The 26,691-nt window shown below is 44.5% G+C and carries 22 protein-coding genes; 16 read left to right on the forward strand and 6 right to left on the reverse strand.

Annotation, left to right across the window (positions count from 1 at the left end):
- Nucleotides 1-119 precede the first annotated feature (119 nt).
- Nucleotides 120-572, forward strand: coding sequence for a TnsA endonuclease N-terminal domain-containing protein (locus MJO57_RS23225; RefSeq protein WP_252019108.1), 453 nt, complete (start codon nt 120-122; stop codon nt 570-572).
- Here the strand turns inward: MJO57_RS23225 and MJO57_RS23230 are convergent.
- From MJO57_RS23230 to MJO57_RS23240, 3 genes are all read right to left on the reverse strand, one after another.
- Nucleotides 539-1,957, reverse strand: a complete 1,419-nt coding sequence (locus MJO57_RS23230) for an IS66 family transposase (protein WP_371924904.1) — start codon at nt 1,955-1,957, stop codon at nt 539-541. The two genes, MJO57_RS23225 and MJO57_RS23230, sit on opposite strands and share 34 nt — an antisense overlap.
- Nucleotides 1,947-3,209: a group II intron reverse transcriptase/maturase gene (ltrA, locus tag MJO57_RS23235; protein WP_252017357.1), complete on the reverse strand. Its 1,263-nt coding sequence runs from the start codon at nt 3,207-3,209 to the stop codon at nt 1,947-1,949. Before ltrA (MJO57_RS23235) ends, MJO57_RS23230 begins: the two co-directional genes overlap by 11 nt.
- Before the next feature lie 565 nt (nt 3,210-3,774).
- The gene (locus tag MJO57_RS23240) at nt 3,775-3,984 is read right to left on the reverse strand and encodes a DUF6444 domain-containing protein (protein ID WP_252017356.1); all 210 of its coding nucleotides are present in this window, start codon (nt 3,982-3,984) and stop codon (nt 3,775-3,777) included.
- Between MJO57_RS23240 and MJO57_RS23245 the strand changes: the two genes are divergently transcribed.
- The 4 genes from MJO57_RS23245 (at nt 3,983) to MJO57_RS23255 (ending at nt 6,456) form a co-directional block, all read left to right on the forward strand.
- A complete protein-coding gene (locus MJO57_RS23245; RefSeq protein ID WP_252019110.1) occupies nt 3,983-4,138 on the forward strand; it encodes a hypothetical protein in 156 nt (51 codons plus the stop codon). The two genes, MJO57_RS23240 and MJO57_RS23245, sit on opposite strands and share 2 nt — an antisense overlap.
- Nucleotides 4,090-4,518 carry a TnsA endonuclease C-terminal domain-containing protein gene (locus MJO57_RS33420; protein WP_371924671.1) on the forward strand — a complete coding sequence of 143 codons (429 nt, stop codon included), beginning with the start codon at nt 4,090-4,092 and terminating at the stop codon, nt 4,516-4,518. The genes MJO57_RS23245 and MJO57_RS33420 overlap by 49 nt, the downstream gene beginning before the upstream one ends.
- Nucleotides 4,519-4,565: 47 nt before the next feature.
- Nucleotides 4,566-5,903 carry a transposase gene (locus tag MJO57_RS23250; RefSeq protein ID WP_252017304.1) on the forward strand — a complete coding sequence of 446 codons (1,338 nt, stop codon included), beginning with the start codon at nt 4,566-4,568 and terminating at the stop codon, nt 5,901-5,903.
- Nucleotides 5,904-6,054: 151 nt separating this feature from the next.
- The gene (locus tag MJO57_RS23255) at nt 6,055-6,456 is read left to right on the forward strand and encodes a hypothetical protein (RefSeq protein ID WP_252019112.1); all 402 of its coding nucleotides are present in this window, start codon (nt 6,055-6,057) and stop codon (nt 6,454-6,456) included.
- Here MJO57_RS23255 and ltrA (MJO57_RS23260) read toward each other — a convergent pair.
- On the reverse strand, nt 6,434-7,696 hold the full coding sequence (gene ltrA, locus MJO57_RS23260) for a group II intron reverse transcriptase/maturase (RefSeq protein ID WP_252017357.1): 1,263 nt from the start codon (nt 7,694-7,696) through the stop codon (nt 6,434-6,436). The two genes, MJO57_RS23255 and ltrA (MJO57_RS23260), sit on opposite strands and share 23 nt — an antisense overlap.
- A 580-nt stretch (nt 7,697-8,276) precedes the next feature.
- Here ltrA (MJO57_RS23260) and MJO57_RS23265 point away from each other — a divergent pair.
- Both MJO57_RS23265 and MJO57_RS23270 read left to right on the forward strand, forming a co-directional pair.
- Nucleotides 8,277-10,376, forward strand: a complete 2,100-nt coding sequence (locus MJO57_RS23265) for a hypothetical protein (RefSeq protein WP_252019114.1) — start codon at nt 8,277-8,279, stop codon at nt 10,374-10,376.
- Complete coding sequence (locus MJO57_RS23270) at nt 10,369-11,796, forward strand: TniB family NTP-binding protein (RefSeq protein ID WP_252019116.1); 1,428 nt, start codon at nt 10,369-10,371, stop codon at nt 11,794-11,796. The genes MJO57_RS23265 and MJO57_RS23270 overlap by 8 nt, the downstream gene beginning before the upstream one ends.
- Here MJO57_RS23270 and MJO57_RS23275 read toward each other — a convergent pair.
- On the reverse strand, nt 11,763-13,277 hold the full coding sequence (locus MJO57_RS23275; protein ID WP_252017330.1) for an IS66 family transposase: 1,515 nt from the start codon (nt 13,275-13,277) through the stop codon (nt 11,763-11,765). The genes MJO57_RS23270 and MJO57_RS23275 overlap by 34 nt on opposite strands.
- 267 nt (nt 13,278-13,544) lie before the next feature.
- Between MJO57_RS23275 and MJO57_RS23280 the strand changes: the two genes are divergently transcribed.
- The 6 genes from MJO57_RS23280 (at nt 13,545) to MJO57_RS23305 (ending at nt 20,636) form a co-directional block, all read left to right on the forward strand.
- The gene (locus tag MJO57_RS23280) at nt 13,545-13,874 is read left to right on the forward strand and encodes a hypothetical protein (protein WP_252019118.1); all 330 of its coding nucleotides are present in this window, start codon (nt 13,545-13,547) and stop codon (nt 13,872-13,874) included.
- A gap of 104 nt (nt 13,875-13,978) precedes the next feature.
- Nucleotides 13,979-15,850, forward strand: a complete 1,872-nt coding sequence (locus tag MJO57_RS23285) for a TnsD family Tn7-like transposition protein (RefSeq protein WP_252019120.1) — start codon at nt 13,979-13,981, stop codon at nt 15,848-15,850.
- Nucleotides 15,804-16,643 carry a hypothetical protein gene (locus tag MJO57_RS23290; RefSeq protein WP_252019122.1) on the forward strand — a complete coding sequence of 280 codons (840 nt, stop codon included), beginning with the start codon at nt 15,804-15,806 and terminating at the stop codon, nt 16,641-16,643. Before MJO57_RS23285 ends, MJO57_RS23290 begins: the two co-directional genes overlap by 47 nt.
- 256 nt (nt 16,644-16,899) lie before the next feature.
- A complete protein-coding gene (locus MJO57_RS23295; protein ID WP_252019124.1) occupies nt 16,900-18,423 on the forward strand; it encodes a type I restriction-modification system subunit M in 1,524 nt (507 codons plus the stop codon).
- On the forward strand, nt 18,413-19,642 hold the full coding sequence (locus tag MJO57_RS23300) for a restriction endonuclease subunit S (RefSeq protein ID WP_252019126.1): 1,230 nt from the start codon (nt 18,413-18,415) through the stop codon (nt 19,640-19,642). The genes MJO57_RS23295 and MJO57_RS23300 overlap by 11 nt, the downstream gene beginning before the upstream one ends.
- Before the next feature lie 13 nt (nt 19,643-19,655).
- Entirely contained in the window at nt 19,656-20,636 is a 981-nt protein-coding gene (locus MJO57_RS23305; protein ID WP_252019128.1) for an SIR2 family protein, read from the forward strand.
- Nucleotides 20,637-20,696: 60 nt separating this feature from the next.
- Here the strand turns inward: MJO57_RS23305 and ltrA (MJO57_RS23310) are convergent, their stop codons facing one another.
- Complete coding sequence (gene ltrA / locus MJO57_RS23310; RefSeq protein WP_252017357.1) at nt 20,697-21,959, reverse strand: group II intron reverse transcriptase/maturase; 1,263 nt, start codon at nt 21,957-21,959, stop codon at nt 20,697-20,699.
- A 717-nt stretch (nt 21,960-22,676) separates the two neighbouring features.
- On the opposite strand from ltrA (MJO57_RS23310), the gene MJO57_RS23315 reads away from it, so the two are divergent.
- The 3 genes from MJO57_RS23315 to MJO57_RS23325 are packed head-to-tail and all read left to right on the forward strand — an operon-like array spanning nt 22,677 to nt 26,621.
- Nucleotides 22,677-24,482, forward strand: coding sequence for an ATP-binding protein (locus tag MJO57_RS23315; RefSeq protein WP_252019130.1), 1,806 nt, complete (start codon nt 22,677-22,679; stop codon nt 24,480-24,482).
- On the forward strand, nt 24,482-25,531 hold the full coding sequence (locus tag MJO57_RS23320) for a PD-(D/E)XK nuclease family protein (protein WP_252019132.1): 1,050 nt from the start codon (nt 24,482-24,484) through the stop codon (nt 25,529-25,531). Before MJO57_RS23315 ends, MJO57_RS23320 begins: the two co-directional genes overlap by 1 nt.
- Before the next feature lie 49 nt (nt 25,532-25,580).
- Nucleotides 25,581-26,621 carry an IS1595 family transposase gene (locus MJO57_RS23325; RefSeq protein WP_252017335.1) on the forward strand — a complete coding sequence of 347 codons (1,041 nt, stop codon included), beginning with the start codon at nt 25,581-25,583 and terminating at the stop codon, nt 26,619-26,621.
- The last annotated feature ends 70 nt before the right edge of the window (nt 26,622-26,691 follow it).

Here is a 26,691-nt window from a genome sequence, read left to right on the forward strand (position 1 = left end):
AGTCTAATTAAGTTGGCAAACAAGCCCAATTAGTTGGAAAACAAGCCAATTAATTGGGTAACAATCCAAAAAATAGATCTATACTGGCTGTATGATTGTTAAACAGGCAGTATAGATCTATGCCAAAAAAGAATAACAGTAGTTCCATTTATTCCGTTTCTGAGAATCTCTATAAGAAGCAAGATAAAGAAGGTGCTGGAGCTGGCTCAGGGGTGGAATATAAGTCTGGCCTTGATGTCATCAGAGTGCCTTCATCTAAAGGTAATAAGAAACATAAGATACCCGGTATCAAATCAGGACGACTTATCCAACTGATGTCAAACCTAGAAAGGGATACTTTTTTGTTCTTTGACCTTTCAAAGAATGTAAAAGATATAAGAGAACAATTTCCACTGGATAGAAGTATTACGCTTGCTATAGCTGAGAAGCTAGGTATTGGACACCCTAAAGGTATAGACGCACATACAGGGCTACCAATGGCTATAAGAATGACAACAGACCTTCTCATTGATTATGTAGATGAAGATAAGAAAGGTAACTATTCAGCACTGAGCAAAGGCATATTACAGTAATTCCGAACAGCTCTATGAAGTGATTGATATATGTCCATTCCCTGTTTTCTGGCAGACGACAAATAGCTGCGAATCCGTGCAAACATAGAACCACCGTCTGCACTCCTGAAGCAGCCTGAGATTTTCTGCTTTAACTTGGCCATTCGAACATCCCGCTCACTGCCATTGTTATCGAAGGGAATGGTAAAATCTGACATGAAGCGCAGTGTCTCAGCCTTGAACTCAGTGAGTCGTTTGAAGAGATTGTAAGCTTTAGTATTCTTGACTTTCTTGCGCTTAAGCTCCTCTCGTTGCTTCTCCATATAGACGACTTCTTTCATTAGAGCCCGCTGAAGCAACCGGTCATAAATCTTCTCGATTCGTTCACAGACAACACTTGGCATCTGTAGCATACCTATGGTCTTAAAGCCCTTGCAGTAATGCCAGGAAAGCCTCAGTAGCTTCATCAATCGCAACGCCAGTTGATTGCTGTCCCTATCAACAACACCCAAAAGCTCCCTCAGGTGATGGGCATTGCAAAGTACGTGAGTTGCCGCATATGCAAAATAGGATTTCCAATGATCATGAACCAGAACGCCTGCAAATGTTAGCAGTATGCCCATCGTGTCCATGGCCTCACGACCTCGCTTTTCAGACAAGTAGTAGAGCGTCCATTGTTCATCCCGCATAACGTGTAGCCAGTGCAAAGAGCCCTCGGCCCGCATACCCGTTTCATCGGCTCCGGCAACAGACGATTCCCGCAAGGCGTCACGAATAACCTCTTCAGTAGAAGCCAGATTTTCATAGGTTCTGGCCACAAAATTGGCGACAGTGCCTGCACTTACACTCATTTTATAGAGAGTATTAAAATACTCTGACACGCGCTTAAAAGGCAGGAAATGGTATTGGTTAAGATAGACGGCCATAGCCTGTGTGGCTGAGCCATATTGTGCGGCAGCGGTAACACCTTCCGGGAATTCAGCCTGATTCCGACAACCACAAGTGCAGATTTTTACTTCAGCTCTATGGGCCGTTACTTCAAATTCACCCGGTCTCCCTGGTTCAAACACCTGTCGTTCAATATATTTGACCGGCTCACTATCAAGAAGAGACGCCTGACATTTATTGCATTCTTTAACCGGAAGGTACTCAATATAGTCAGGGATATCGACCTGTTTAAGACAAGTGCCCTGATGCCCTTTCTTTCCACCGGCTTTATTACCAGAAGACTGTCTCAGACTTTTAGGATTGGGTTTTTCATCCGATGGATCGGTACCTTTATCTGCGGAAAGGTCGTCAGAATGATCTGGAGAATTACTGTTTTTAATCGGGTAAGGGCCGGTCTTTCTCCAGCCCTCCCCACAGCACCCGGCATGCGGGTCCGCACCGGGCGGTTCAACGATGATGGTGAAACCTGATCCATAAGTCTTTCAATGAAACAAGCCCAATTTTCGCGAGGTAACTGTTATTCAGTGCCTGTTGTACCGCATAGGTTTTACTCAGACGGTAATACCCTTTGCTGCTGGCTGCGATCTTGGCGGCGTTAATTTTATCAACGCCTAACCTGACCAGATTCTTAAAACGGGTTTTCGGCTTGCGCCATTGCTTCAGAAAGCAGCAACGGATTCGCCGACGTATCCATTGATCCAGCAGGGGAATTGGTCGGTGATATTCCGATAACCGGAAATACCCCATCCAACCCCGGATATATTGTGCCAATTTGCGTAACCGATGTTGCATTGAGACACCCCAGCGACGACTGGTCAACTTGAGTATCCGGTATTTGAATCGGTCCAGACACTTCTGGGCCCAGCGAACTTTCTTCCCTGTGAAGGTGAAACTCAGGAATTCGCTTTCTGTTGCTTTCACAACTTTACTTTTCCGGGAGTTAATCTTCAGTTTCAATTTGCGTTCAATGAATTGGGTAATGCTGTGCATCACCCGATCCCCTGCACGCTGACTTTTGACGAGAATCACAAAATCATCACAGTATCTTGCAAAGCAATGACCCCGATATTCAAGCTCCTTGTCGAGTTCGTCGAGGACCACATTAGACAGCAAGGGTGATAAAGGCCCACCCTGTGGCATGCCAACCCTGGTCGGGTAGACATTGCCCTCAATCATGACACCGGAGCGCAGGTAGCTACCAATCAGTTTCAGAAGGCGTTTGTCGCGGACCTTACGGGAGACCCTCGACATCAAAACGTCGTGATTAACCGTATCAAAGAATTTACTCAGATCAACGTCAACAGCGTAATGAAGCCCCCGGTTGATCAACTGCTTAACCTGACGGACTCCGTCGTGTGCTGACCGTCCCGGTCGGTAGCCGAAGCTGTTTGGAGAGAAACCCGGATCAAAGACAGGGGTCAGCACCTGCACAATGGCCTGCTGTATGACCCTATCCATCACGGTAGGGATTCCCAGCAAACGCTCACCGCCGTCCGGCTTTTCTATAACATGTCGGCGCACGGGTGATGGCTGGTAGGTTCCGTCCAATAAGGCTTGACGCACTGAAGGCCAATGCTGTTTGGCAAAGTCTGGATAAGCTTCAATAGTGACTCCATCAATACCCGGAGCACCCTTGTTGCTTTTGACCTGTTTCCATGCACTTGCCAGATTAGCCGGTTCAAGTACGCAATTTAGTAGATCATGGTTCAAAGCTGGTTAAAGATTCTGTCGCCAAGTACGGTGAGTCGCCGGACGGCTGCATCGCCTTGAGGGAATCAGTCTCCTCTTTGTCGTCGATGTTCGGCCCTTCGCTAACGACTTCCCATCCGTTAATGGCTTCTGTCGTACAGCTACTATGGCCTCTGCTGACTTCTGTCCAATCACCACGCGGAGTTACCTCTGCTGGCGCTATTGGTTGCCATCGGGTTTGCTCGAACAGGATGATGAGACCTGTTCGCCGAGCCTGTTGTAACCAGTGGCTGAGAACTGGGAATTACCAATCGCATGTTGAACAGATCTCCCCGGATAAGGACATGAACTTTCAGTGCACAACCGCCGCATTTACCGTGTCTCACGAACCATAGGGCTTTGTGATCCTTGGCTCACTCGCCCAGAGACTCAGCCTTATATGCGATTTCTGTACGTCGGCTCGCACCTTTGCACTCAGACTGCCTCCGCACAGCCCCTCGCGGGACTGCACTTGCCTTAAGCTAGTGGTTGTCATCAGCAGGCGTCTTTACCGCCAGTCAGATGTAGGTTCTCCCACAGGGGACTTTCACCCCATCAGTTCATGCCCATGCCGGGCGTACCAAGGTTTTTGATAACCATCAGACGATGGCGGCTTGCTGCTGTTTTGACTGTTCTTGCCAACCTTTTCTTCCAATTCTCGACATCGCTCTTCCAGACAGGCAACTCTCATCCGCAGCTCTGCATTCTCTTTCAAGAGAATCTCAGCCGACATAGTTGCGGGTAGTTCTGGAATCATGCTGGCGAATATTGTGGAAAAATGGTGCTTAAGAGGATGGTATAAAAATCAGAAAATTCCAGATTTATGTGGGGGTGCTGAACAGTTACTAAGAAAGAAAAGCAATTGGCGATTCATATCAAACCAGCAAACCAACTCAAAGATAGAACTCTAGAAAAAATACGCATTGAACAAGCATACTGGTTATTAAAAGGAATAAAATTTATGATAATAACAGATAGATGCCTCCCAAAAAATATTATAAATAACCTTGAATTTGTGATAGGCCACGCTCGTATAAATTTGACTGATAGCCATTCAGAGAAAATTAAACATATGATTATTCAATCCATAAACATCAAAGATGGGAAGATTAATGAACTCTGTAGAGAAATTGATGACAAGATGCAACTAAATAAAGGCGAGTCTCTAAATATGTTCTATCAAATGATCGCAATAAGAGAAATCGACGTTGATCTCAGAAATTTTTCCATAGGCCCAATAACGCACTCAACACAACTAAGAAAACATACATTCTCGACTTTAGAGTTTTAAGAGCACAATAGTTCCGGCGCATAATCTGCTAAAAGCAACCATCCCCAATGACGAAATTCGAGATGGTTGCCATGCTCACTTCAGATCATCAAGTAATCCTCAGGGAGCTCGCTTCATATACAACCTTTCTTGCTGGAGCGCTATCATCAACTGCAGTACCAACGTTCTGCGAACTGCTGTTCGGTTGCATGCTTTCAGCCGACGGCTTTGTTACACAGGCGTTGTTAACAATTGATTTTCATTGTGTGTGGAGCAGCTACCACCACTGGCTATCTCAGGGCAAGTGGCAATGGAAGAACTTGGCACGCCACTTGATCCGTCTGGTCTGCTCCAAAGCTCCTGAGAATCAACCTGTGGTCCTGGGGCTTGATGACTGGGTAATCGAACGGTTTTCCGACAAAGCCCCTGCTTGTCGTACACATCATCAACACAGCAAGAAACGCAATCGGCCGACGTACATCTGGGGGCAGTGTTGGGTTTCCCTGGCCATCATATTTGAGCGGGCTGCAGATGAAGTATTTACCGCCATACCGGTGATCTCATTTCCGACACCAGCTTCAGGTAACACCAGCAAACTGAAAATTGCCGTGGCCATGCTCAGGGTGGTACGCAATGAAGTGAAGGATCGAGTGCTACGCCTGCTAACCGATTGCTGGTATATGAACTGGACACTGATAAAGCCAGCTCTGGAAATGAACATAGAAGTTGTTGGTCAGATACCTTCAAATCGGGCCCTCTATGCTTTGCCGCCAGCACCCACCGTAAAGAAGCGAGGGCGCCCAAAAAAGTACGGCATCAAGATGACGACAGAACAGGTTAAGAAACTGCCGGAAGAAAAAGCAACAGTATGGATGTACGGCAAATTTCGCAAAATACGTTATCGTACCCTGATCTGTCGCGCCAGATTCCTTAAAGGTCGTGAAGTACGCGTCGTCTGGAGTCGCTTTGAAAATGACAAAGGTCTGACCGAAAGCAGAATATTCATCTCGACCAATCCGGAACTTGAGGGACTGGAGGTGCTTCGTGCCTATTCCCGGAGATGGCCGGTAGAGCCAATGTTTCACCAACTCAAACATGCTTTTGGCTGTTGCCATTTATGGCAGCAGAAATTGCGAACACTGCTTCGATGGATGCATTTGAAAATGGCAGGCTATGCATTATTGCAGTTATTAACCGTTTGTAAAAATCAGGCATGTCTGAATATTTCTCGGATACCCTGGAGAAGCCCGGATACAACCACTGCAGGCATGATGAAAATTGCTCTTTCAGGAATTATTCCGAGGTTCTCTATTCGCAAGGGCTGGAACAGATATAAGCAAAAATATGAGTTCAATTTTCGCGATCTGATCGACCAGTTAATACCGGATAATTCAGAAGCAGCATAACTAAAGGCTTTTAGGCAAAAAACGGAAGTAATAACGAACTTGGAAAAACAGTTCACTGATTTCGGCTTGCTTCACTATAAAAAGCTGACCGAATTATCGTTTTATACAGACTCTAAAGTCGAGATACATTAACTAACACTATTAATGAAAAATGATTTACGAAAACTCCTTAATACTGGCAAATACAAGCGAAGTCGATTTGATAGCAGTTAAATCCCTTGACTTGTACAGAGTACTCCATATAAATCCACGAGAAGATACTCTTTTCTGGATACACATATTCAATGACGCCCTGCCTGAGGAAAAAAGTTTATTAGATATTCAGCAGAAAATTAATAACAATATTTACTCAATTTTTCTTGATGAAGACCCTTTCTCATCCTTTATTGACACTCAAATATACCCTGATGACACTGTAAAAGTTGCCAAGAAGAAAGAGAAGATTGAGTTCGAGAAAAATAATCGGGTAAGGGCCGGTCTTTCTCCAGCCCTCCCCACAGCACCCGGCATGCGGGTCCGCACCGGGCGGTTCAACGATGATGGTGAAACCTGATCCATAAGTCTTTCAATGAAACAAGCCCAATTTTCGCGAGGTAACTGTTATTCAGTGCCTGTTGTACCGCATAGGTTTTACTCAGACGGTAATACCCTTTGCTGCTGGCTGCGATCTTGGCGGCGTTAATTTTATCAACGCCTAACCTGACCAGATTCTTAAAACGGGTTTTCGGCTTGCGCCATTGCTTCAGAAAGCAGCAACGGATTCGCCGACGTATCCATTGATCCAGCAGGGGAATTGGTCGGTGATATTCCGATAACCGGAAATACCCCATCCAACCCCGGATATATTGTGCCAATTTGCGTAACCGATGTTGCATTGAGACACCCCAGCGACGACTGGTCAACTTGAGTATCCGGTATTTGAATCGGTCCAGACACTTCTGGGCCCAGCGAACTTTCTTCCCTGTGAAGGTGAAACTCAGGAATTCGCTTTCTGTTGCTTTCACAACTTTACTTTTCCGGGAGTTAATCTTCAGTTTCAATTTGCGTTCAATGAATTGGGTAATGCTGTGCATCACCCGATCCCCTGCACGCTGACTTTTGACGAGAATCACAAAATCATCACAGTATCTTGCAAAGCAATGACCCCGATATTCAAGCTCCTTGTCGAGTTCGTCGAGGACCACATTAGACAGCAAGGGTGATAAAGGCCCACCCTGTGGCATGCCAACCCTGGTCGGGTAGACATTGCCCTCAATCATGACACCGGAGCGCAGGTAGCTACCAATCAGTTTCAGAAGGCGTTTGTCGCGGACCTTACGGGAGACCCTCGACATCAAAACGTCGTGATTAACCGTATCAAAGAATTTACTCAGATCAACGTCAACAGCGTAATGAAGCCCCCGGTTGATCAACTGCTTAACCTGACGGACTCCGTCGTGTGCTGACCGTCCCGGTCGGTAGCCGAAGCTGTTTGGAGAGAAACCCGGATCAAAGACAGGGGTCAGCACCTGCACAATGGCCTGCTGTATGACCCTATCCATCACGGTAGGGATTCCCAGCAAACGCTCACCGCCGTCCGGCTTTTCTATAACATGTCGGCGCACGGGTGATGGCTGGTAGGTTCCGTCCAATAAGGCTTGACGCACTGAAGGCCAATGCTGTTTGGCAAAGTCTGGATAAGCTTCAATAGTGACTCCATCAATACCCGGAGCACCCTTGTTGCTTTTGACCTGTTTCCATGCACTTGCCAGATTAGCCGGTTCAAGTACGCAATTTAGTAGATCATGGTTCAAAGCTGGTTAAAGATTCTGTCGCCAAGTACGGTGAGTCGCCGGACGGCTGCATCGCCTTGAGGGAATCAGTCTCCTCTTTGTCGTCGATGTTCGGCCCTTCGCTAACGACTTCCCATCCGTTAATGGCTTCTGTCGTACAGCTACTATGGCCTCTGCTGACTTCTGTCCAATCACCACGCGGAGTTACCTCTGCTGGCGCTATTGGTTGCCATCGGGTTTGCTCGAACAGGATGATGAGACCTGTTCGCCGAGCCTGTTGTAACCAGTGGCTGAGAACTGGGAATTACCAATCGCATGTTGAACAGATCTCCCCGGATAAGGACATGAACTTTCAGTGCACAACCGCCGCATTTACCGTGTCTCACGAACCATAGGGCTTTGTGATCCTTGGCTCACTCGCCCAGAGACTCAGCCTTATATGCGATTTCTGTACGTCGGCTCGCACCTTTGCACTCAGACTGCCTCCGCACAGCCCCTCGCGGGACTGCACTTGCCTTAAGCTAGTGGTTGTCATCAGCAGGCGTCTTTACCGCCAGTCAGATGTAGGTTCTCCCACAGGGGACTTTCACCCCATCAGTTCATGCCCATGCCGGGCGTACCAAGATGGAGAATGATTTGTGATTATGTTCACGACGAGCCAAGCATATTCACAAGAGAAGGAAGATCAAGTCTATACAAAGAAGAAACAAGAAAATCAAGAAACAACAACAGTTATCGACATGTATTTGTAGAGACAAAAGATAATACAGAGAAATTTTCAGCAAAGTTTTTCTTAAAAATACTAAAAATTTATTGGAAGCGAGGAAAAAGCGAATTTTCCCTTTACCCAGATTACAGTAACTGCGGGACAACGCCAATACCAAAAGACAAACCCGGAAAGAAACGTGGGAGAAAGTACAAAGAGAATCCAAACAAAGGCATTGCATTAACAGAGAAAGACAAAGACATTTTCAAGAAATTCATAGTACATGAAAAGCTAAATAACAAAAAAAGCCTTCAAAAATCTTACGACGCATTAATAGCATCAAACTATTACAAATATGAATTTGACAGCAATGGAAATATTGCAATCGAAACATTTATTAATGACATAACCAAAGCTAAAGAGACGAGAAAAAAAGAGCTTAGAGATGACTATAAACCTTCCTATGCACAATTCAAGAATTTTTACTACAAGAATTACACTCGCGAGGAAAGAGAAAGAAATAGAATAGGTGAACAGCAAACTACTCTATCACGAACACCAAAAACTGGTTCTCAAGTGGCTCTATATCCGGGTCATGCTTTTGAAATAGATGCAACAATATTAGACTTCTATATAAAATCTCACAGAGAACCATTCAATTTAATAGGTCAACCTACTTTTTATGTAGTCATAGACGTATATTCTAGATTTATCATTGGTTGGCATATGGCATTAGGAAAACCATCAGGCACAACTGCTCTTGCAGCACTCGTGAATATGGCAACAGACAAAAAAACCTTACTAAAAAAGCTTAATTACATAGAGCCAGAATACACCAAGGGTAAATTAAGCTTTAACATAGGAGGCATACCAAAAAAACTGATCATTGATCAAGGTGAGTTAAGAGGTTACATACCAGAGCACATCCAGAAAACATTCAACATACACATTGAAACAACAGCATCAAAAAGACCGGATTGGAAAGGAACAGTTGAAAGGAGGTTTAACACTCTACAAAGCTGGGAAAAAATATACGACCCTTCATATGGGAATATGCCCAAAAAGCGCTATGGTGATCCAGACATAAGAAAAAACGCTATTAAAACCTTTAAAGAACTGTATCATGATTTTTTGGATCTAATATTATTGCATAACCACTCCACAATAAGAAACCCTCGTATACATACCAATCTATCCCTAGAAGAAAATATTGCCACACGCCCATATGATTTATTCCAGCATGGAATTGAACAAGTGGGGGGCAGTATTTTTGCTTGTAGCGAAGGACATATCAGGAGACACTTTTTAAAACCGGGTACTGCCACAATAACTGAAGAGGGAATAAAATATAAAGGACTTCTTTATCAGCCACTGACGGAACACGCTGATGAACTGTTATCATCCTCAATAAAAACACAATATCAAAAAACTGTACAAAATAATAGAATCACTATTCTTGAACACGAATCTATAATAGATGCCATCTACTTACCATTAGATTCTTCAAATACTCCTATTGAATGTGCTTTACTCCCTAAAAGTAAACTTGCAGTTCAAGCCGACTTGTCTGAAGGCATCGATACATTTTCCAGAATTTCACTGGAAGGGCTAAGCTGGATCGAATACGACGACTATAAAGATGAATACCACAAAAAAAGCGAAGAGCTAAAAAAAGAAAGTGCCGAACTTCAGCAAGAAATCGACAAACGAATGAGCGAAAGAAAAAAGGAGGCCGCAAAGAAAACCAATAATGAAACAGGTGATATGTCTCAAAATCAATTCCTGAAAGGTGCAAATGAACGTAAGAAACAGATCCATGAAGAACATTTGCAAGAAGAAGCCAACGATATTAAATCAGCTTATGCAAGTCAGTTAGATGAAATAACACCTAACAATACACCAGTTGAACCCAACTCATATGAAGAACACTCATATGTTAATTTGATCAAACAATCTGCAAATCTCGAAGATGATGAAGATGACTACCATGAATAGAAATCAACATTTCGAAACCCTGAGGGAAAACCAAACCGTATTCAAAAAGGCTATTAAAAACAGTCTAATTGAGAGCCCAGAATACATTCAAACACGCTCAGGAAGAATGGTGCCTATAGCTCAATATACAGATTACTCTGACATTGAGCCTTATTTGAGAGCAAAGCTTGCTCAAGCCCTCCCCCCATATTTGAGCGAATCTGATTTTTTAACTTTTGCCAACTTCTTCCCTAAAAGAATAACTGATGCTGATAGAGCATTACCTTCCCATCTAAAGTACGCCAGAACAACATCAATACAAAAACTTTATCGTGTAACAACAGCATCATTAACAGTTTTTAGGGATATTAGTGAAATGATAAGAAGTAGCTATTCCGATAAAATGCACGCTGGAGAAACAGGAAACTCTGTAGGTGGAATGACTATCTACGGAATCAGTTCTCAGGGAAAAACCTCAGCAGTCAACATGGCACTTTCATATTATCCACAAATTATTGCTCACACATCTCAATCCAAAAAATTCGAAAAAGCTGCTTCACCGATACATGAAAATTTACTTCAGGTTACATGGTTATCAGTTGTTTGCCCTTCAGAAGGTGGTCAAATGAGTCTTTGTAACAATATCCTAGCAAAAGTGGACGATCTACTTGGATCAAATTATGAAGAAAACTTCAAACAATCATTAGGACGAAACACCGAAATCGACCTAAAGACTTATATCGGAAGGGTTAAACAAGTAATACGAGAGATACACCTTGGAATATTAGTCATTGATGACATTCAATTATTGGCACAAAAGGATAAAAAAAACAGAAAACAGATTGCTAATTTCCTTGTTGAATTAATTCAAGAGCTTGAAGTTCCAATTTGCCTAGTAGGAACACTCGAAGTTATTAATGCCTTTAAACATTTATCCTTTTCATTTAAATCTAAATTCACCAAACATGGTGACATATATTTTGAACCATTCCCCCCAAACCCTACCAACAACAAAGGCAATAAAAATCTAGAGGACAATGATAATCGCGCCCCAAAAGAGTATGAAGACCTAATCACATTTCTTTTCGAAAGATACCAATCAACAAAAGAAACATTAACAGAAGGAGAGTTGAAAAAACACTATTCGACTACCAAAAAAAACGTAAAAAAAGAAAGCATTCAAATAAAACTTTCGATAATAGAACAATTTTATTACGAAACAGCAGGTATTACGCAGTACACAATATTACTATTTATTGCTATTCAAAAGTATATTATTGAAGATGAACTAAAGGTTTTTTATGAAGAAAAAAGCAAAAAAGACATTAAATCATCTTCGTCTATCTCTAGAATCTCTCCAAAACTAATTTCAAAACTTGCAAAAAAGAATTTTAAAATCAGTCGTAACTATTCAGCACTGAGCAAAGGCATATTACAGTAATTCCGAACAGCTCTATGAAGTGATTGATATATGTCCATTCCCTGTTTTCTGGCAGACGACAAATAGCTGCGAATCCGTGCAAACATAGAACCACCGTCTGCACTCCTGAAGCAGCCTGAGATTTTCTGCTTTAACTTGGCCATTCGAACATCCCGCTCACTGCCATTGTTATCGAAGGGAATGGTAAAATCTGACATGAAGCGCAGTGTCTCAGCCTTGAACTCAGTGAGTCGTTTGAAGAGATTGTAAGCTTTAGTATTCTTGACTTTCTTGCGCTTAAGCTCCTCTCGTTGCTTCTCCATATAGACGACTTCTTTCATTAGAGCCCGCTGAAGCAACCGGTCATAAATCTTCTCGATTCGTTCACAGACAACACTTGGCATCTGTAGCATACCTATGGTCTTAAAGCCCTTGCAGTAATGCCAGGAAAGCCTCAGTAGCTTCATCAATCGCAACGCCAGTTGATTGCTGTCCCTATCAACAACACCCAAAAGCTCCCTCAGGTGATGGGCATTGCAAAGTACGTGAGTTGCCGCATATGCAAAATAGGATTTCCAATGATCATGAACCAGAACGCCTGCAAATGTTAGCAGTATGCCCATCGTGTCCATGGCCTCACGACCTCGCTTTTCAGACAAGTAGTAGAGCGTCCATTGTTCATCCCGCATAACGTGTAGCCAGTGCAAAGAGCCCTCGGCCCGCATACCCGTTTCATCGGCTCCGGCAACAGACGATTCCCGCAAGGCGTCACGAATAACCTCTTCAGTAGAAGCCAGATTTTCATAGGTTCTGGCCACAAAATTGGCGACAGTGCCTGCACTTACACTCATTTTATAGAGAGTATTAAAATACTCTGACACGCGCTTAAAAGGCAGGAAATGGTATTGGTTAAGATAGACGGCCATAGCCTGTGTGGCTGAGCCATATTGTGCGGCAGCGGTAACACCTTCCGGGAATTCAGCCTGATTCCGACAACCACAAGTGCAGATTTTTACTTCAGCTCTATGGGCCGTTACTTCAAATTCACCCGGTCTCCCTGGTTCAAACACCTGTCGTTCAATATATTTGACCGGCTCACTATCAAGAAGAGACGCCTGACATTTATTGCATTCTTTAACCGGAAGGTACTCAATATAGTCAGGGATATCGACCTGTTTAAGACAAGTGCCCTGATGCCCTTTCTTTCCACCGGCTTTATTACCAGAAGACTGTCTCAGACTTTTAGGATTGGGTTTTTCATCCGATGGATCGGTACCTTTATCTGCGGAAAGGTCGTCAGAATGATCTGGAGAATTACTGTTTTTACAAGGTTTTTGATAACCATCAGACGATGGCGGCTTGCTGCTGTTTTGACTGTTCTTGCCAACCTTTTCTTCCAATTCTCGACATCGCTCTTCCAGACAGGCAACTCTCATCCGCAGCTCTGCATTCTCTTTCAAGAGAATCTCAGCCGACATAGTTGCGGGTAGTTCTGGAATCATGCTGGCGAATATTGTGGAAAAATGGTGCTTAAGAGGATGGTATAAAAATCAGAAAATTCCAGATTTATGTGGGGGTGCTGAACAGTTACAATCAGTCAAACCTACCTAGATGCTATTAGAACAGGTGACATCCGCCGACTTCAAACCCTACCTGATGTTAATTTTGGAAATTTCAGAATCAGCCAATCTCTAAAAAACTTTGATTCCGAAACTGATGTAATTGATGCAAACAGAAAATATGAAGTAAGAATTGAAATCCCTGAGTGGTTGAAAAACTCACTTATTGAGTCAGGAGTAGAAGAAGCTTTAGCAAAAAAAGCAACGGATATGACCATGAATGAGTATACACGCCAACCAAAGCTGGATCTTCTCAGCAAAGCTATCGAATATGTGAAAAAACTGCAAGAAAATCCTGACAAGCCTATACAGTTATCCCCTGAAATACCAAGAGCTGATATTACTCTCGACATAGAAAAATTGGAACCTATGAATAATTTTATTGAAGAGCAGAACCAGAATGATGACCCAAACCATGTTCCAGAACTACTCAAGAAATATGGATTTGGATTTGATTATGAAAGAGATGTGGAGTTATAACCCTGACTACTGAAAACCCTCAATCTTTATAAATTAAAATCCACAAATAGTGAAATCAAAAGGACTAACAACCGATAACTAAAACAAGTATTCAAAGGACTGAAATGATTTTGAAATTTCCTCGCCCACTGCCAGACGAGACTTTCTATAGCTGGGTGGCTCGTTACCACGACCAGTCAGCTAACCACTACCCTCTGGTTACAGTAAGAACCATTTTTGATTGCCACCACGGCTGTGCCATTTCTGGCCTGCCCACAGGACTGAAACGTTTTTGTGCTCAGCTTCTCCCCCTGATCAAATACAATCCAGAAGATATCATACAGTTCCACACGCCCCTGCCTTACTACTCTTCTGTGTTTTCAAAAAACAAAATCAAAATTGCCAAGCAAAAAATGCTTGATGATTTCAATAAAGGAACGCAGGGCTTGCTGGGGATGCTGGCATCGACGATCAGCGAATTCAGATACCTGAGGTATTGCCCGGAGTGTCTACAGAAAGATAAAGAAACGTATGGTGTTTCCTACTGGCATCGTAGCCACCAACTACCGGGGGTGTTAGTCTGCCCTGATCATTTTGTACCTACACTGAATTCGCTTGTGGATAAGCAGAATCTTCCAGCGAATTTATTTGCCAGTGCTGAAAAGCACGCCGAGCCCAATCTCATTCAAAAAAAGATTGTTCCTGATGAACAGCTCAAAATAATTGCCGTCAAAAGTGCTCAACTCCTCACCCGGTATCGAAATCCTATTACCTCAACAAACTATAGAAAATCGCTGCTTCAAGCTGGCTATGGTAAAGGTACGCTAATTGATCAAATAAAGCTCAGTGAAGCGTTCTCATCCTTTTGGTCGAAGTCCCTGCTTGAGCAACTTGGAGTCCCACATAACTTCAGTAGCGAACACAGTTGGCTGAGGTTTATGACCAGAAGAAAAAAACTCGGTCTACAGGCTCACCCTATTCAGCATATTCTCCTGCGAGTTTTTCTGAAGGAACAGCCGACCCTATGCCAAGATCCAGTTGGCCACCACGAGTTCATTCCCCCTGATTGCCCCAACCCATTCTGTAACCAAACGGGGGAAAACTCTCCTGTGATCGAAGAAACTTATAAGCACAGCAAATCCAGCCCTTTGTATGCGATCATTCGTTGTGCTTGCGGTTTTAAGTATTCCTGTAATACCGAGCAACAACCCGTCTATACAAGCAATGTTCTCCAGTATGGTGAAACATGGGATCAGAAGTTCACCGAATACGTTCAAGCAGGATACTCGATCCACAAATTAGAGCAGCTCATGTCGGTCACAAGGCCAGTGATCAAGAAAAAAGCAGTCGAGTTGAATCTAACCCCTGTCTGGCTTAATCAGGTTAAAATAAAACCAAATAGCCATATTATGGAAAGTAGAGTAAAAAAGCATAAAAAGGTCTACCTAGAAGCCCGTAAAAAGTACCCTGAACTCTCTATCACAGAACTAAAAGAAAAAATCAACAGCACCATCAAGTTTCTATACCGCTACGAGAGAGGCTGGCTGGATAACAATCGCCCTGCCAAAAAAGGAAAAGCATCAGAATCTCAACGTATTGACTGGAAAAAACGAGATCAAGAATATCTGCAACAAGTTAAAACTATTGTCGCCGAACTGGCCAGTAGCCCCGGAAAGCCCCAACCAATCAACCCCAGTAAAATCAGCAAAATTCTGGGGCAAAATAATATCTTTACCAAGATACCTGACAAGATCCCAGTAACCATGGCGTATCTCGAAGAAATCTGTCGCCGAGAGGTATACGTCCCTCGTGTCTTTGAGTGGGCTGTACATGAACTCAGGAAAAAAGGTCACTCTATCACTCGCAACAACATCATCCGAAAAGCATGTATTCGCTATACTCCATCCCCAGAACATGAAGCCACCTTAAAAAAATTGATCGAGGCAGGAAATGACGACACCTTCCAGCTACCTCCTCTCCAACAACCACCCTCTTAAGCTTTCTCTGCCAACCTCTCCACCTCAGAAACACTTCCTGATTGCCTATGGCAATTTACTCACCTACCTCAATAAGCCCCATATCTGGTGTTTGTTTTGCGGTGAAGACAAGCAACTTTGTGAGTTGCTGCTTCCTTTAGAAATTATCCCTTTATTTCATTTGGGTAGCTGTTTTGACCGAGGCTACCTGACCATGACTTGTACAGCTCCGGTACACTACAAAGTTCTAATCAGCGCAGCAAACAGCACCCAGCCTTTAAAACGTAAGTTCTGGCACAGTGAAATTGAGAAATTGCAGGGAGGATATCAGCAACAACTCAGCATCAGTGTTCGAAACAAACAGATTTTACTGCCTGACCTGTTGCTGAAAACCCTTTGTCCTGCTGCCGAGTTCACAAAAATCGCTCTTGAGTTGTGCGCCCAATCCATTTTATTTCTACATGTTTTGACAGAGGGGACGCATCTGCACATTGAGCTGGACAAGCTCTTCAATATTCCAAAATTCACAGCAACAGCACGCCAGTTAGCATGGCTGGCCAGTGATGAATATTACCGGAGCTGGCATCGTTCATTGGCTATGTATGCTGGGGAGGCACTGGCATCCCCGGAGGGAAAGCCGTGGAGGTGTCCACTGCCCCAATTCAAATTAAAGGTAGACTACACCGTTACTGAATCACCGGGCTATGCACCTTACTACCGGGTATTCTCAGCCAGACCTAACTTACCAATGCCCTACACCCATCTTACATTTCACGTTCACGGGAAAAGAAAAGCGCAAACCTTCACTCTTTGATGTGTTCCCCCATGACTGCGGCAGTCACCACTACCCTCGCTCTATTGAAGCGGGTAAACTGCCTGAAACCTTGGTGCTGAACAGCTTTATTTATTGCGTCCGGATCACTATGGCTCAGACAAAGCCACTAAACATCCAGATATTTCCGATGGCAGCTACGACTGACTGCACCCTACACCATCATCGTCAAAGCCATAATATTTATTGATTGATAATGATGTGCCATTAGCAATGACGATGGGCAAGGAACCAATTCATGACAGAAACAATCAATCAGGACACCATCAACAAAGCGCTATGGTCTGCCTGTGATACCTTCAGGGGTACAATCAGTGCAGATACCTACAAAGACTTCATACTCACCATGTTGTTCCTGAAATACATCAGTGATGTCTGGCAGGATCATTATGAAGGTTATGTCGCTCAATACGGTGATGAGCCAGAGCTGATCGAAGAGATGATGAAAAATGAGCGTTTTGTCCTGCCCAAACAGGCCAGTTTTTATACGCTCTGGGAGCGTCGTCACGAACCGGGTAATGGCGAGCGTATAGATCAGTCACTTCATGCCATCGAAGAGGCTAATGGCACCAAACTGAAAGACTCTGGAAAAAGCGTATTCCAAGATATCTCTTTCAATACAGACCGCCTCGGCGAAGAGAAACAGAAAAACACAATTTTACGACACTTGCTAGAAGATTTTGCCAAGCCTCAACTCAACCTCAAGCCCAGCCGTGTTGGTTCACTGGATGTAATTGGTAATGGCTATGAATATCTGATCAAGAACTTTGCCGCCAGTGGTGGTCAGAAGGCCGGTGAATTTTATACTCCACCAGAAGTCTCTGATCTGATTGCCGACCTGCTTGATCCACAACCGGGCGATACCATTTGTGATCCAGCCTGTGGCTCCGGTTCTCTGCTGATGAAATGCGGTCGCAAAGTAGTGAGTAACCATAGCAGTAAGCAATATGCGCTGTATGGGCAAGAAGCCATTGGCTCCACTTGGTCATTGGCAAAAATGAATATGTTTTTGCATGGTGAAGATAACCACAAGATTGAGTGGGGCGACACCATTCGTAACCCAAAACTGTTGGATAAAAACGGTAATTTACAACTGTTCGATATCGTGACTGCGAATCCGCCATTTTCGTTAAGCAAATGGGGTCACGATGAAGCAGAGCACGATAAATTCAGTCGCTTCCGCCGGGGCATACCGCCCGCAACCAAAGGTGATTTCGCATTCATCCTTCATATGATTGAGACCCTTTCTCCCAAGAACGGACGTATGGGCGTTGTTGTCCCCCATGGCGTGTTGTTCCGAGGTTCCAGCGAGGGCAAAATCCGCCAGAAGCTGATTGAAGAAAATCTATTGGATGCGGTCATTGGCCTGCCAGAAAAGCTGTTTTACGGAACCGGTATACCTGCTGCAATTCTGATCTTCAAGAAACAAAAAGCCGATGACCATGTACTGTTTATTGATGCCAGCCGTGAGTACAAGGCCGGTAAAAACCAGAACCTGCTGACAGAAGACAATATTCGCAAGATTGTAAAAACCTATCAGGTACAGGGCGATGTGGATAAGTACGCCTATGTTGCCAGCCTAGACGAGATCCGTGAGAACGATTACAACCTGAATATTCCCCGTTATGTAGACACTTTCCAAGAGGAGGAAGAGATAGACTTGATGGCTGTTCGGGCTGAACGGCAGCAGCTCAAGACCCAACTGGAAGTATTAGAAGATAAGATGGCGAAGTATTTGGAGGAGTTGGGTTATGGTGCGTGAACTTAAGCCCACTGAAATCCCTTCTGGCTGGCAATACGACTGTCTAGATAAGTTTGCCAAGCGTTGTAGCGGACACACACCCAGTAAATCATTTCCTCAATACTGGGACGGAGGAATTAAGTGGATTTCACTTACAGATGCTAACAAATTGGACAAAGGCTATGTACGTGAAACTGATAAAGAGATCTCATTAGAGGGCATAAAGAATAGCTCGGCTGAAATTCATCCGTCCGAAACTGTTGTTTTAGCAAGAGATGCAAGTGTTGGAAAAAGTGGAGTAATGGCGGAACCAATGGCAGTTAGCCAGCACTTTATTGCATGGAAATGCGATAACAGAGTATCTACTAATAGCTGGTTTTTATACAACTGGCTTCAGCTCCATAAAAAAGAGTTTGAGCGTCAAGCTGTGGGTTCGACTATTAAAACCATTGGTATTCCATACTTTAAAAAACTCAAAATTGCACTACCTCCCTACAATGAACAAGCAGAGATAGCAAAAATCCTGACAACTTGGGATGAAGCTATAACTACAATTGAACAGTTGCTGACCAATAGCAAGAAGCAAAAAAAAGCTCTGACGCAGAAGCTATTTTCTAGTAAAAAGCGCTTTTGTGGATTCAATAATGAGTGGATTTTCAAAACTATCAATGAGGTTGCTAACCGCATCCAAAGAAAATCAGATGGGAATGAGCACCCAATACTTACCATTTCATCGCTAAGTGGCTTCGTCAGGCAAGATGAACGCTACAGCCGCTACATGGCTGGTGAAAGTGTCAAAAACTACATTCTTTTAGAAAAAGGTGAGTTTGCCTACAACAAAGGTAACTCCAAAACATACGAATTTGGCTGCATATTTGATCTTGAGACCTATGATAGTGGGCTGGTTCCACATGTATATGTATGTTTTAAGCTGAAGAAAGGAATGAGCCACCGATACTTCAAGTACCTCTTTGAGGCTGATTACTTAAAACCACAACTGGGCAGGCTAGTGAATACCGGCGTTCGCAACAATGGCCTTCTAAACATCAAGCCCTCAGAGTTCATGACAACCAAAGTTCCAGTTCCATCCCTTGAAGAGCAAGAGAAAATCGCAGATGTACTTCATGCCGCAACTGAGAGTATTAAAGAGCTACAGCAGAAACTCTCAGCACTAAAACAAGAAAAGAAAGCCCTGATGCAGCAGCTTTTGACGGGTAAGCGCCGAGTCAAAGTTAACTAACATGGAGGTTGGTTTGGAACTAACACGAGAGATTGCCTACAAGGCCATATCGGATTTTTTTAGCGTTGAGACGCCATTTGTATTGTTTGCCACCGGTACATCCTGCGCACTGGATCTCAACTTTGGCATGCCTGCATTAGAGAAACACCTCAGGGACAGGCTATCGACCGGGCTAAATGAGGAGCAGGCCAAGCAGTGGCAACAAGTGGTTGGCGCTCTGGCTGAAAAAACACACGACTTTGAGTCAGCAATGAATTTTATCAAGGATGATGAGCTGACCAATAAGATCGTTGCGTTAACAGCCAGCTTTGTTGCCCAGCATGATCATAATTATTCTCACCAGATTATCTCTGGCTCTACCGTTTGGCCTGCTGGCAAGCTTTTCAAAAAACTTGTGGACACGCTACCTGAAACCGACCGCCAACTACATGTTGCCACCCCGAACTACGACTTGTTAGCAGAATATTCATTTATCTTCGAACGACAGCCATACCTGACTGGGTTCCATGGGGGTTATTGCAAATCATATAACTGGGATGAATGCTCAAAATCAGTAAAATACCTTGAGCGATCACCTTCGCGGAAGCGGGTAAAACCCGTTTTACGAGAGCGGAAGCACATCAGGCTCTATAAACCTCATGGATCACTTAATACCTTTGTGATTGGTGATAGAGTCGTCGAGTGTGATGCATGGATCAAAGACCCGCCGGTTGGCGTTTTGCGCTCAATGATTACCCCCGGAACATCAAAGTACCAGCGCCTGCATGATGATAGAACACAGCTGGGGGACTATGATCGAGCTGTTCAGAATCATTCACGGTTCTTATTCCTTGGATTTGGATTTAATGATTCTCAACTGGTCAATAACACCTTCAAACAGAAACTTGAACATGATCACTGTCATGCCCTTGTCATCACTCGTGATACCAATAAGCGATTAACTGAGTGGCTGAGCCGCTGCCCAAACATGTGGCTGATTTGCAAAATCGGGTAAGGGCCGGTCTTTCTCCAGCCCTCCCCACAGCACCCGGCATGCGGGTCCGCACCGGGCGGTTCAACGATGATGGTGAAACCTGATCCATAAGTCTTTCAATGAAACAAGCCCAATTTTCGCGAGGTAACTGTTATTCAGTGCCTGTTGTACCGCATAGGTTTTACTCAGACGGTAATACCCTTTGCTGCTGGCTGCGATCTTGGCGGCGTTAATTTTATCAACGCCTAACCTGACCAGATTCTTAAAACGGGTTTTCGGCTTGCGCCATTGCTTCAGAAAGCAGCAACGGATTCGCCGACGTATCCATTGATCCAGCAGGGGAATTGGTCGGTGATATTCCGATAACCGGAAATACCCCATCCAACCCCGGATATATTGTGCCAATTTGCGTAACCGATGTTGCATTGAGACACCCCAGCGACGACTGGTCAACTTGAGTATCCGGTATTTGAATCGGTCCAGACACTTCTGGGCCCAGCGAACTTTCTTCCCTGTGAAGGTGAAACTCAGGAATTCGCTTTCTGTTGCTTTCACAACTTTACTTTTCCGGGAGTTAATCTTCAGTTTCAATTTGCGTTCAATGAATTGGGTAATGCTGTGCATCACCCGATCCCCTGCACGCTGACTTTTGACGAGAATCACAAAATCATCACAGTATCTTGCAAAGCAATGACCCCGATATTCAAGCTCCTTGTCGAGTTCGTCGAGGACCACATTAGACAGCAAGGGTGATAAAGGCCCACCCTGTGGCATGCCAACCCTGGTCGGGTAGACATTGCCCTCAATCATGACACCGGAGCGCAGGTAGCTACCAATCAGTTTCAGAAGGCGTTTGTCGCGGACCTTACGGGAGACCCTCGACATCAAAACGTCGTGATTAACCGTATCAAAGAATTTACTCAGATCAACGTCAACAGCGTAATGAAGCCCCCGGTTGATCAACTGCTTAACCTGACGGACTCCGTCGTGTGCTGACCGTCCCGGTCGGTAGCCGAAGCTGTTTGGAGAGAAACCCGGATCAAAGACAGGGGTCAGCACCTGCACAATGGCCTGCTGTATGACCCTATCCATCACGGTAGGGATTCCCAGCAAACGCTCACCGCCGTCCGGCTTTTCTATAACATGTCGGCGCACGGGTGATGGCTGGTAGGTTCCGTCCAATAAGGCTTGACGCACTGAAGGCCAATGCTGTTTGGCAAAGTCTGGATAAGCTTCAATAGTGACTCCATCAATACCCGGAGCACCCTTGTTGCTTTTGACCTGTTTCCATGCACTTGCCAGATTAGCCGGTTCAAGTACGCAATTTAGTAGATCATGGTTCAAAGCTGGTTAAAGATTCTGTCGCCAAGTACGGTGAGTCGCCGGACGGCTGCATCGCCTTGAGGGAATCAGTCTCCTCTTTGTCGTCGATGTTCGGCCCTTCGCTAACGACTTCCCATCCGTTAATGGCTTCTGTCGTACAGCTACTATGGCCTCTGCTGACTTCTGTCCAATCACCACGCGGAGTTACCTCTGCTGGCGCTATTGGTTGCCATCGGGTTTGCTCGAACAGGATGATGAGACCTGTTCGCCGAGCCTGTTGTAACCAGTGGCTGAGAACTGGGAATTACCAATCGCATGTTGAACAGATCTCCCCGGATAAGGACATGAACTTTCAGTGCACAACCGCCGCATTTACCGTGTCTCACGAACCATAGGGCTTTGTGATCCTTGGCTCACTCGCCCAGAGACTCAGCCTTATATGCGATTTCTGTACGTCGGCTCGCACCTTTGCACTCAGACTGCCTCCGCACAGCCCCTCGCGGGACTGCACTTGCCTTAAGCTAGTGGTTGTCATCAGCAGGCGTCTTTACCGCCAGTCAGATGTAGGTTCTCCCACAGGGGACTTTCACCCCATCAGTTCATGCCCATGCCGGGCGTACCAAGACAATTGTGACAAAACGCGAGTTTACAACGCAAGATTTAACGAATGGCTTCAGCTTGACGACAAGGAGCTGTGGCGTTTCGACCAGTTCACTGTAGAATTTCTTGGAGGTTGATATGGCACTATTTGAATTTGATGACGCTAATTCTCTACTCGGTAAAGTGCGTGAAGTGGATACACGAAAGGTTTCAATTCTCGTTAATACTGACCGTGACCTCAGGAAGGCCAGAGTAGGTCAGTTAGTCACCATTCGCTTGAGTGGTGCAAGCGAATGCTGGCTGATCGGCATGATTGATAAAGTGATCAAGGCCGTGGTTACTCAGGAACCTCTTGCTGATTCTTATGATGAGGAACAGGAAGAGATTGGCGAATTCGTGGAAGAGTCCGTTGTAAACACCGTTAAACTGACCCTTATGGGGTCGGTAAAATGGCATGCCATGGATAAAAAGTATAAATTTTCTCGCTCGCTAGACCATGTTCCAGAAATAGATTCTTCTTGCTATGTGTTAAAGGACACCTGCCTTGAGTCATTCATGCTTGTGATTTCCGAAGGAGGTGAAAGCAAACACTCGTTGCCGCTGGGAACTTACAAACTGGACGATAGCGCTAAAGCCTTTATCGATGGAAACAAGCTGTTTCAAAGACATGCAGCGTTATTGGGAAGCACGGGGGCGGGAAAGTCATGGACAGTTGCATCTATCTTAGAGCGAAGTGCACAGCTACCATCAGCGAGTCTTGTCGTATTTGATCTTCATGGTGAATACAAAAATCTCAGTTATGCAAAGCAGCTACGCATCCCCGGTCCTGATGAGGTGGATTCGAAAGATGATTCGCTACTATTTTTACCTTACTGGCTCCTGAACTCTGAGGAAATTCAGTCTCTGTTTGTAGATCGCAGCGAGTTTAGTGCTCACAATCAGGTTGTTGTCGTGCAAAATGCGATTACTGAGCAGAAAAAGGCATTCCTTGAGCAAGAGAGCAAACCTGAATTGCTACAATCATTTACCTTAGACAGCCCTATTCCTTTCTCCCTTGATAAAGTTATCGAGAAACTCAAATTTTTGAATGAAGAAAAAGTACCCGGTGCCAAAAGTGGGTTAAAGAATGGTCCATTTAACGGGGAATTCTCACGGCTATTGGTTCGAATGGCTAGCCGCTCAAACGACAAACGATACGGATTTTTGTTCAATAGTCCCGACTCCTACAACCAATATGACTCCTTGGCAGCAATTGCCGAAAAGTTGATGGGATATGGCAAGGATAAAAAAAGCATCAAAGTTATCGATTTTTCAGAGGTGCCCGCTGATATTTTACCCGTGATCATTGGTCTGGTTGCCCGAATCATATATCAGGTTCAGTTCTGGACTAGTACTGAGAATCGCAGACCAATCGCCTTTATCTGTGACGAGGCCCATCTTTATCTGCCGAAAAAAGAAGGCAATCCTGTTGAGCGAAGGGCAGTAGAGGCTTTCGAAAAAATTGCTAAAGAAGGCCGTAAATACGGTGTTGCCCTGATGATCGTAAGCCAGCGTCCATCTGATGTCAGCTCAACCATATTAAGCCAGTGCAATAACATTATTTCTCTACGCCTGACCAATGCAGATGACCAGAACACTGTTCGAAAACTGCTACCAGAAAGCCTTGAAAGCCTTCTTGAAGCATTACCCATCATGGATGTTGGTGAGGCAATGGTTGTCGGTGACTCAGTTTTGTTACCCAGCAGAATTAAAATTACTCCTCCAGAAGAAAAACCGCTGAGTGCCACCATCGACTTCTGGAGTCGGTGGCAAGAGGATGTAACGAATACTGACTTTGCTCTGGCGGTTGAAAACATGAGAAGTCAAAGAAGAAAGCATATAACATCAAAAACAGAACAGCACAGGGTCAACATCAATGAAAGCTCCGCTGAGGTATCTGTCTGATGGAAATAGAAGAACTTCAAAATCTACTCAAAATGGTCAAAGAAATCCCCTTTGCCGCACCTCCTGAAGCAAATCTTTTCACCGTTGGTGCCCGTGGGCATTTTGAAAACCCCACATCAGATCTGCTGGCTTTTTTTCTCAACCCCGCTGGTGCGCATCAGTTAGGTGAGCTTGCGCTAGCTGCGCTGGCCGAATGCATTCCTGAAGAACAACAAGTCAGTGACTTTTTCTTAAAAGGTGAACCTTTACGAGAAATTCCAACAGACAAAGGGAATCGGATTGACATCCTGCTAGAGTCTCAAAATTGGGTAATGGTGATAGAAAATAAAATTTTTCACGATCAGAACAACCCCTTTGATGACTACGAAGACTGCATAAAGCAACGCTACGGTGAAAAAGATACTCGCTTGTTTATAGTACTGTCGCCTTCAGGCCAATCTCCAAGCGGCTGGACAGGCGTAAGTTACAGTAATCTGCTATCCAAACTCTCCGGCAAGCTAGCCGAAACTTTCATGTCTCAGCCCTTGAACAAATGGGTCATTCTGCTGAGAGAGTTTATTTTGCACTTGGAGGCGCTAATGAATAATCCTGTAGTTCCAGAGGCTGTAACTGATTTTGTGCTGGAACATCTTGACGACATCCATCGTACACAAAATCTCAAAAATCAGGTTATTACTGCCCTGCGTGATGAAAGCCTGAGGTATCTTCAGCCGTATTTTGAGGATAGTGATGTTGTTGCCAAAATTGAGGATTGGGAAGGCTTTCCTGCTATCAGCCTTTCTCTTCAAAAATGGGAAGGCTTTGCCCGTGCTGTATTGTTCTTGAATGGCCGCAAGGGGGAGCAATATCTGTTGCAGTATTACGCTCATAGGTTAAAAAATGACGAGCAGCGCAATATTGCACAAGAACTGCTCAAATCCAACGACTGTATTAAAGTCTGGTTCGAGCGTTCTAACACTACTGCATGCTTCACATCAACATTACCATCTTACAGAAAAGAAGAAATGTTTAACGCTGTAAAAGGAAAGCTAAGGCTAAGTTACCGTTAATGGTTGAATCAGCTAAACTCCCATAAAATCTACGTTGTAGGGGAGTGATATGCAATCTGAACTCTTCCAGAATTTTATTGATTCCATTTCAACATTAACCAGTGAACAGCGAGACATTCTTAACAACTCGCTCCTTAGTACTCAAATAGAGGTTACCGAGGTAGTAGAAACCACTGACTCTGAACCTGTTTACAGTGAATCTATACCCAATAACGATAATGCAACACCTGACGTAGAAAAGAGCATACTTGCCCAATTTGCCGAAAACCCCAGGTGCCCCAAATGCAAAAGCCATAGCGTTGGTCGCTGGGGCATACGAAATGGCCGACAGCGCTACCACTGCAAGACTTGCGACTCAACGTTTAACGCCTTTAGTGGAACGCCTTTGGCAAGGCTCAGGCACCCTGAAAAATGGAACAAGTACCTCGCAGGTATGACTCACTCTATGGTCTTGCGACCAGCTGCTGCTGAGAATGCCATTGACTTGAAAACTGCGTTCCGCTGGCGTCACCGCTTTCTTGAAGTGATTAATAATGATCAAGCAGAAGAGCTTTGTGGCATTACTGAGCTTGATGAAACATTTTTCCGTGAATCCTTCAAAGGGCAAAGAGAAGGCCTTCCACGGCCAACCCGAAAGCGGGGTAATGATCCCAACAAAGCCCGAAAAGTCCCGGTAATGGTGGCTCGGGACCGTAATCGAAATACCGTTGACGGTGTATTAGAAAACGAAAGTGCTAATGAATTGTGCAGGCATTTAAATGGCCGCATATCGATACAGGCCACGGTCTGTGCGGATGCACACCTCGCTCACGAAAAACTTGCTGACAAGCTTGGATTTGTCTTCAAGGAGCTGGTGACATCAGCAGGTCAACATGTTGTTGAAGGCATCTACCACATCCAGACTGTAAATTCTTATCACAGTCATTTAAAACGCTGGATTGGCGGCGTATTCCAAGGGGTTGCAACTCGTTACCTTCCCCATTATCTGGCCTGGAGGCGAGAACTGACGGCAGCAAAAAAATTAACTGTTGGCCGGTTGATCAGCAGAATTACTGAACATTGGTGCTTCCAACCATTAACGGTAACTTAGCCGAAAGCTAATGTTATTAGAGGCCCTTTATCAGAAGCTCTATCGAAATTGAAAATATAACCACACCATC

The sequence above is a fragment of the Endozoicomonas sp. SCSIO W0465 genome, assembly GCF_023716865.1.
Taxonomy (GTDB): Bacteria; Pseudomonadota; Gammaproteobacteria; order Pseudomonadales; family Endozoicomonadaceae; genus Endozoicomonas.

Bases quoted from the DNA above. Each gene is read 5' to 3' on its own strand.
- MJO57_RS23225 (WP_252019108.1), top strand. From the start codon at position 120: ATGCCAAAAAAGAATAACAGTAGTTCCATTTATTCCGTTTCTGAGAAT.
- MJO57_RS23245 (WP_252019110.1), top strand. From the start codon at position 3,983: ATGCTGGCGAATATTGTGGAAAAATGGTGCTTAAGAGGATGGTATAAA.
- MJO57_RS23240 (WP_252017356.1), bottom strand. From the start codon at position 3,984: ATGATTCCAGAACTACCCGCAACTATGTCGGCTGAGATTCTCTTGAAA.
- MJO57_RS23250 (WP_252017304.1), top strand. From the start codon at position 4,566: ATGACGAAATTCGAGATGGTTGCCATGCTCACTTCAGATCATCAAGTA.
- MJO57_RS23255 (WP_252019112.1), top strand. From the start codon at position 6,055: ATGATTTACGAAAACTCCTTAATACTGGCAAATACAAGCGAAGTCGAT.
- MJO57_RS23265 (WP_252019114.1), top strand. From the start codon at position 8,277: ATGCCCATGCCGGGCGTACCAAGATGGAGAATGATTTGTGATTATGTT.
- MJO57_RS23270 (WP_252019116.1), top strand. From the start codon at position 10,369: ATGAATAGAAATCAACATTTCGAAACCCTGAGGGAAAACCAAACCGTA.
- MJO57_RS23275 (WP_252017330.1), bottom strand. From the start codon at position 13,277: ATGATTCCAGAACTACCCGCAACTATGTCGGCTGAGATTCTCTTGAAA.
- MJO57_RS23285 (WP_252019120.1), top strand. From the start codon at position 13,979: ATGATTTTGAAATTTCCTCGCCCACTGCCAGACGAGACTTTCTATAGC.
- MJO57_RS23290 (WP_252019122.1), top strand. From the start codon at position 15,804: ATGACGACACCTTCCAGCTACCTCCTCTCCAACAACCACCCTCTTAAG.
- MJO57_RS23295 (WP_252019124.1), top strand. From the start codon at position 16,900: ATGACAGAAACAATCAATCAGGACACCATCAACAAAGCGCTATGGTCT.
- MJO57_RS23300 (WP_252019126.1), top strand. From the start codon at position 18,413: ATGGTGCGTGAACTTAAGCCCACTGAAATCCCTTCTGGCTGGCAATAC.
- MJO57_RS23315 (WP_252019130.1), top strand. From the start codon at position 22,677: ATGGCACTATTTGAATTTGATGACGCTAATTCTCTACTCGGTAAAGTG.
- MJO57_RS23320 (WP_252019132.1), top strand. From the start codon at position 24,482: ATGGAAATAGAAGAACTTCAAAATCTACTCAAAATGGTCAAAGAAATC.
- MJO57_RS23325 (WP_252017335.1), top strand. From the start codon at position 25,581: ATGCAATCTGAACTCTTCCAGAATTTTATTGATTCCATTTCAACATTA.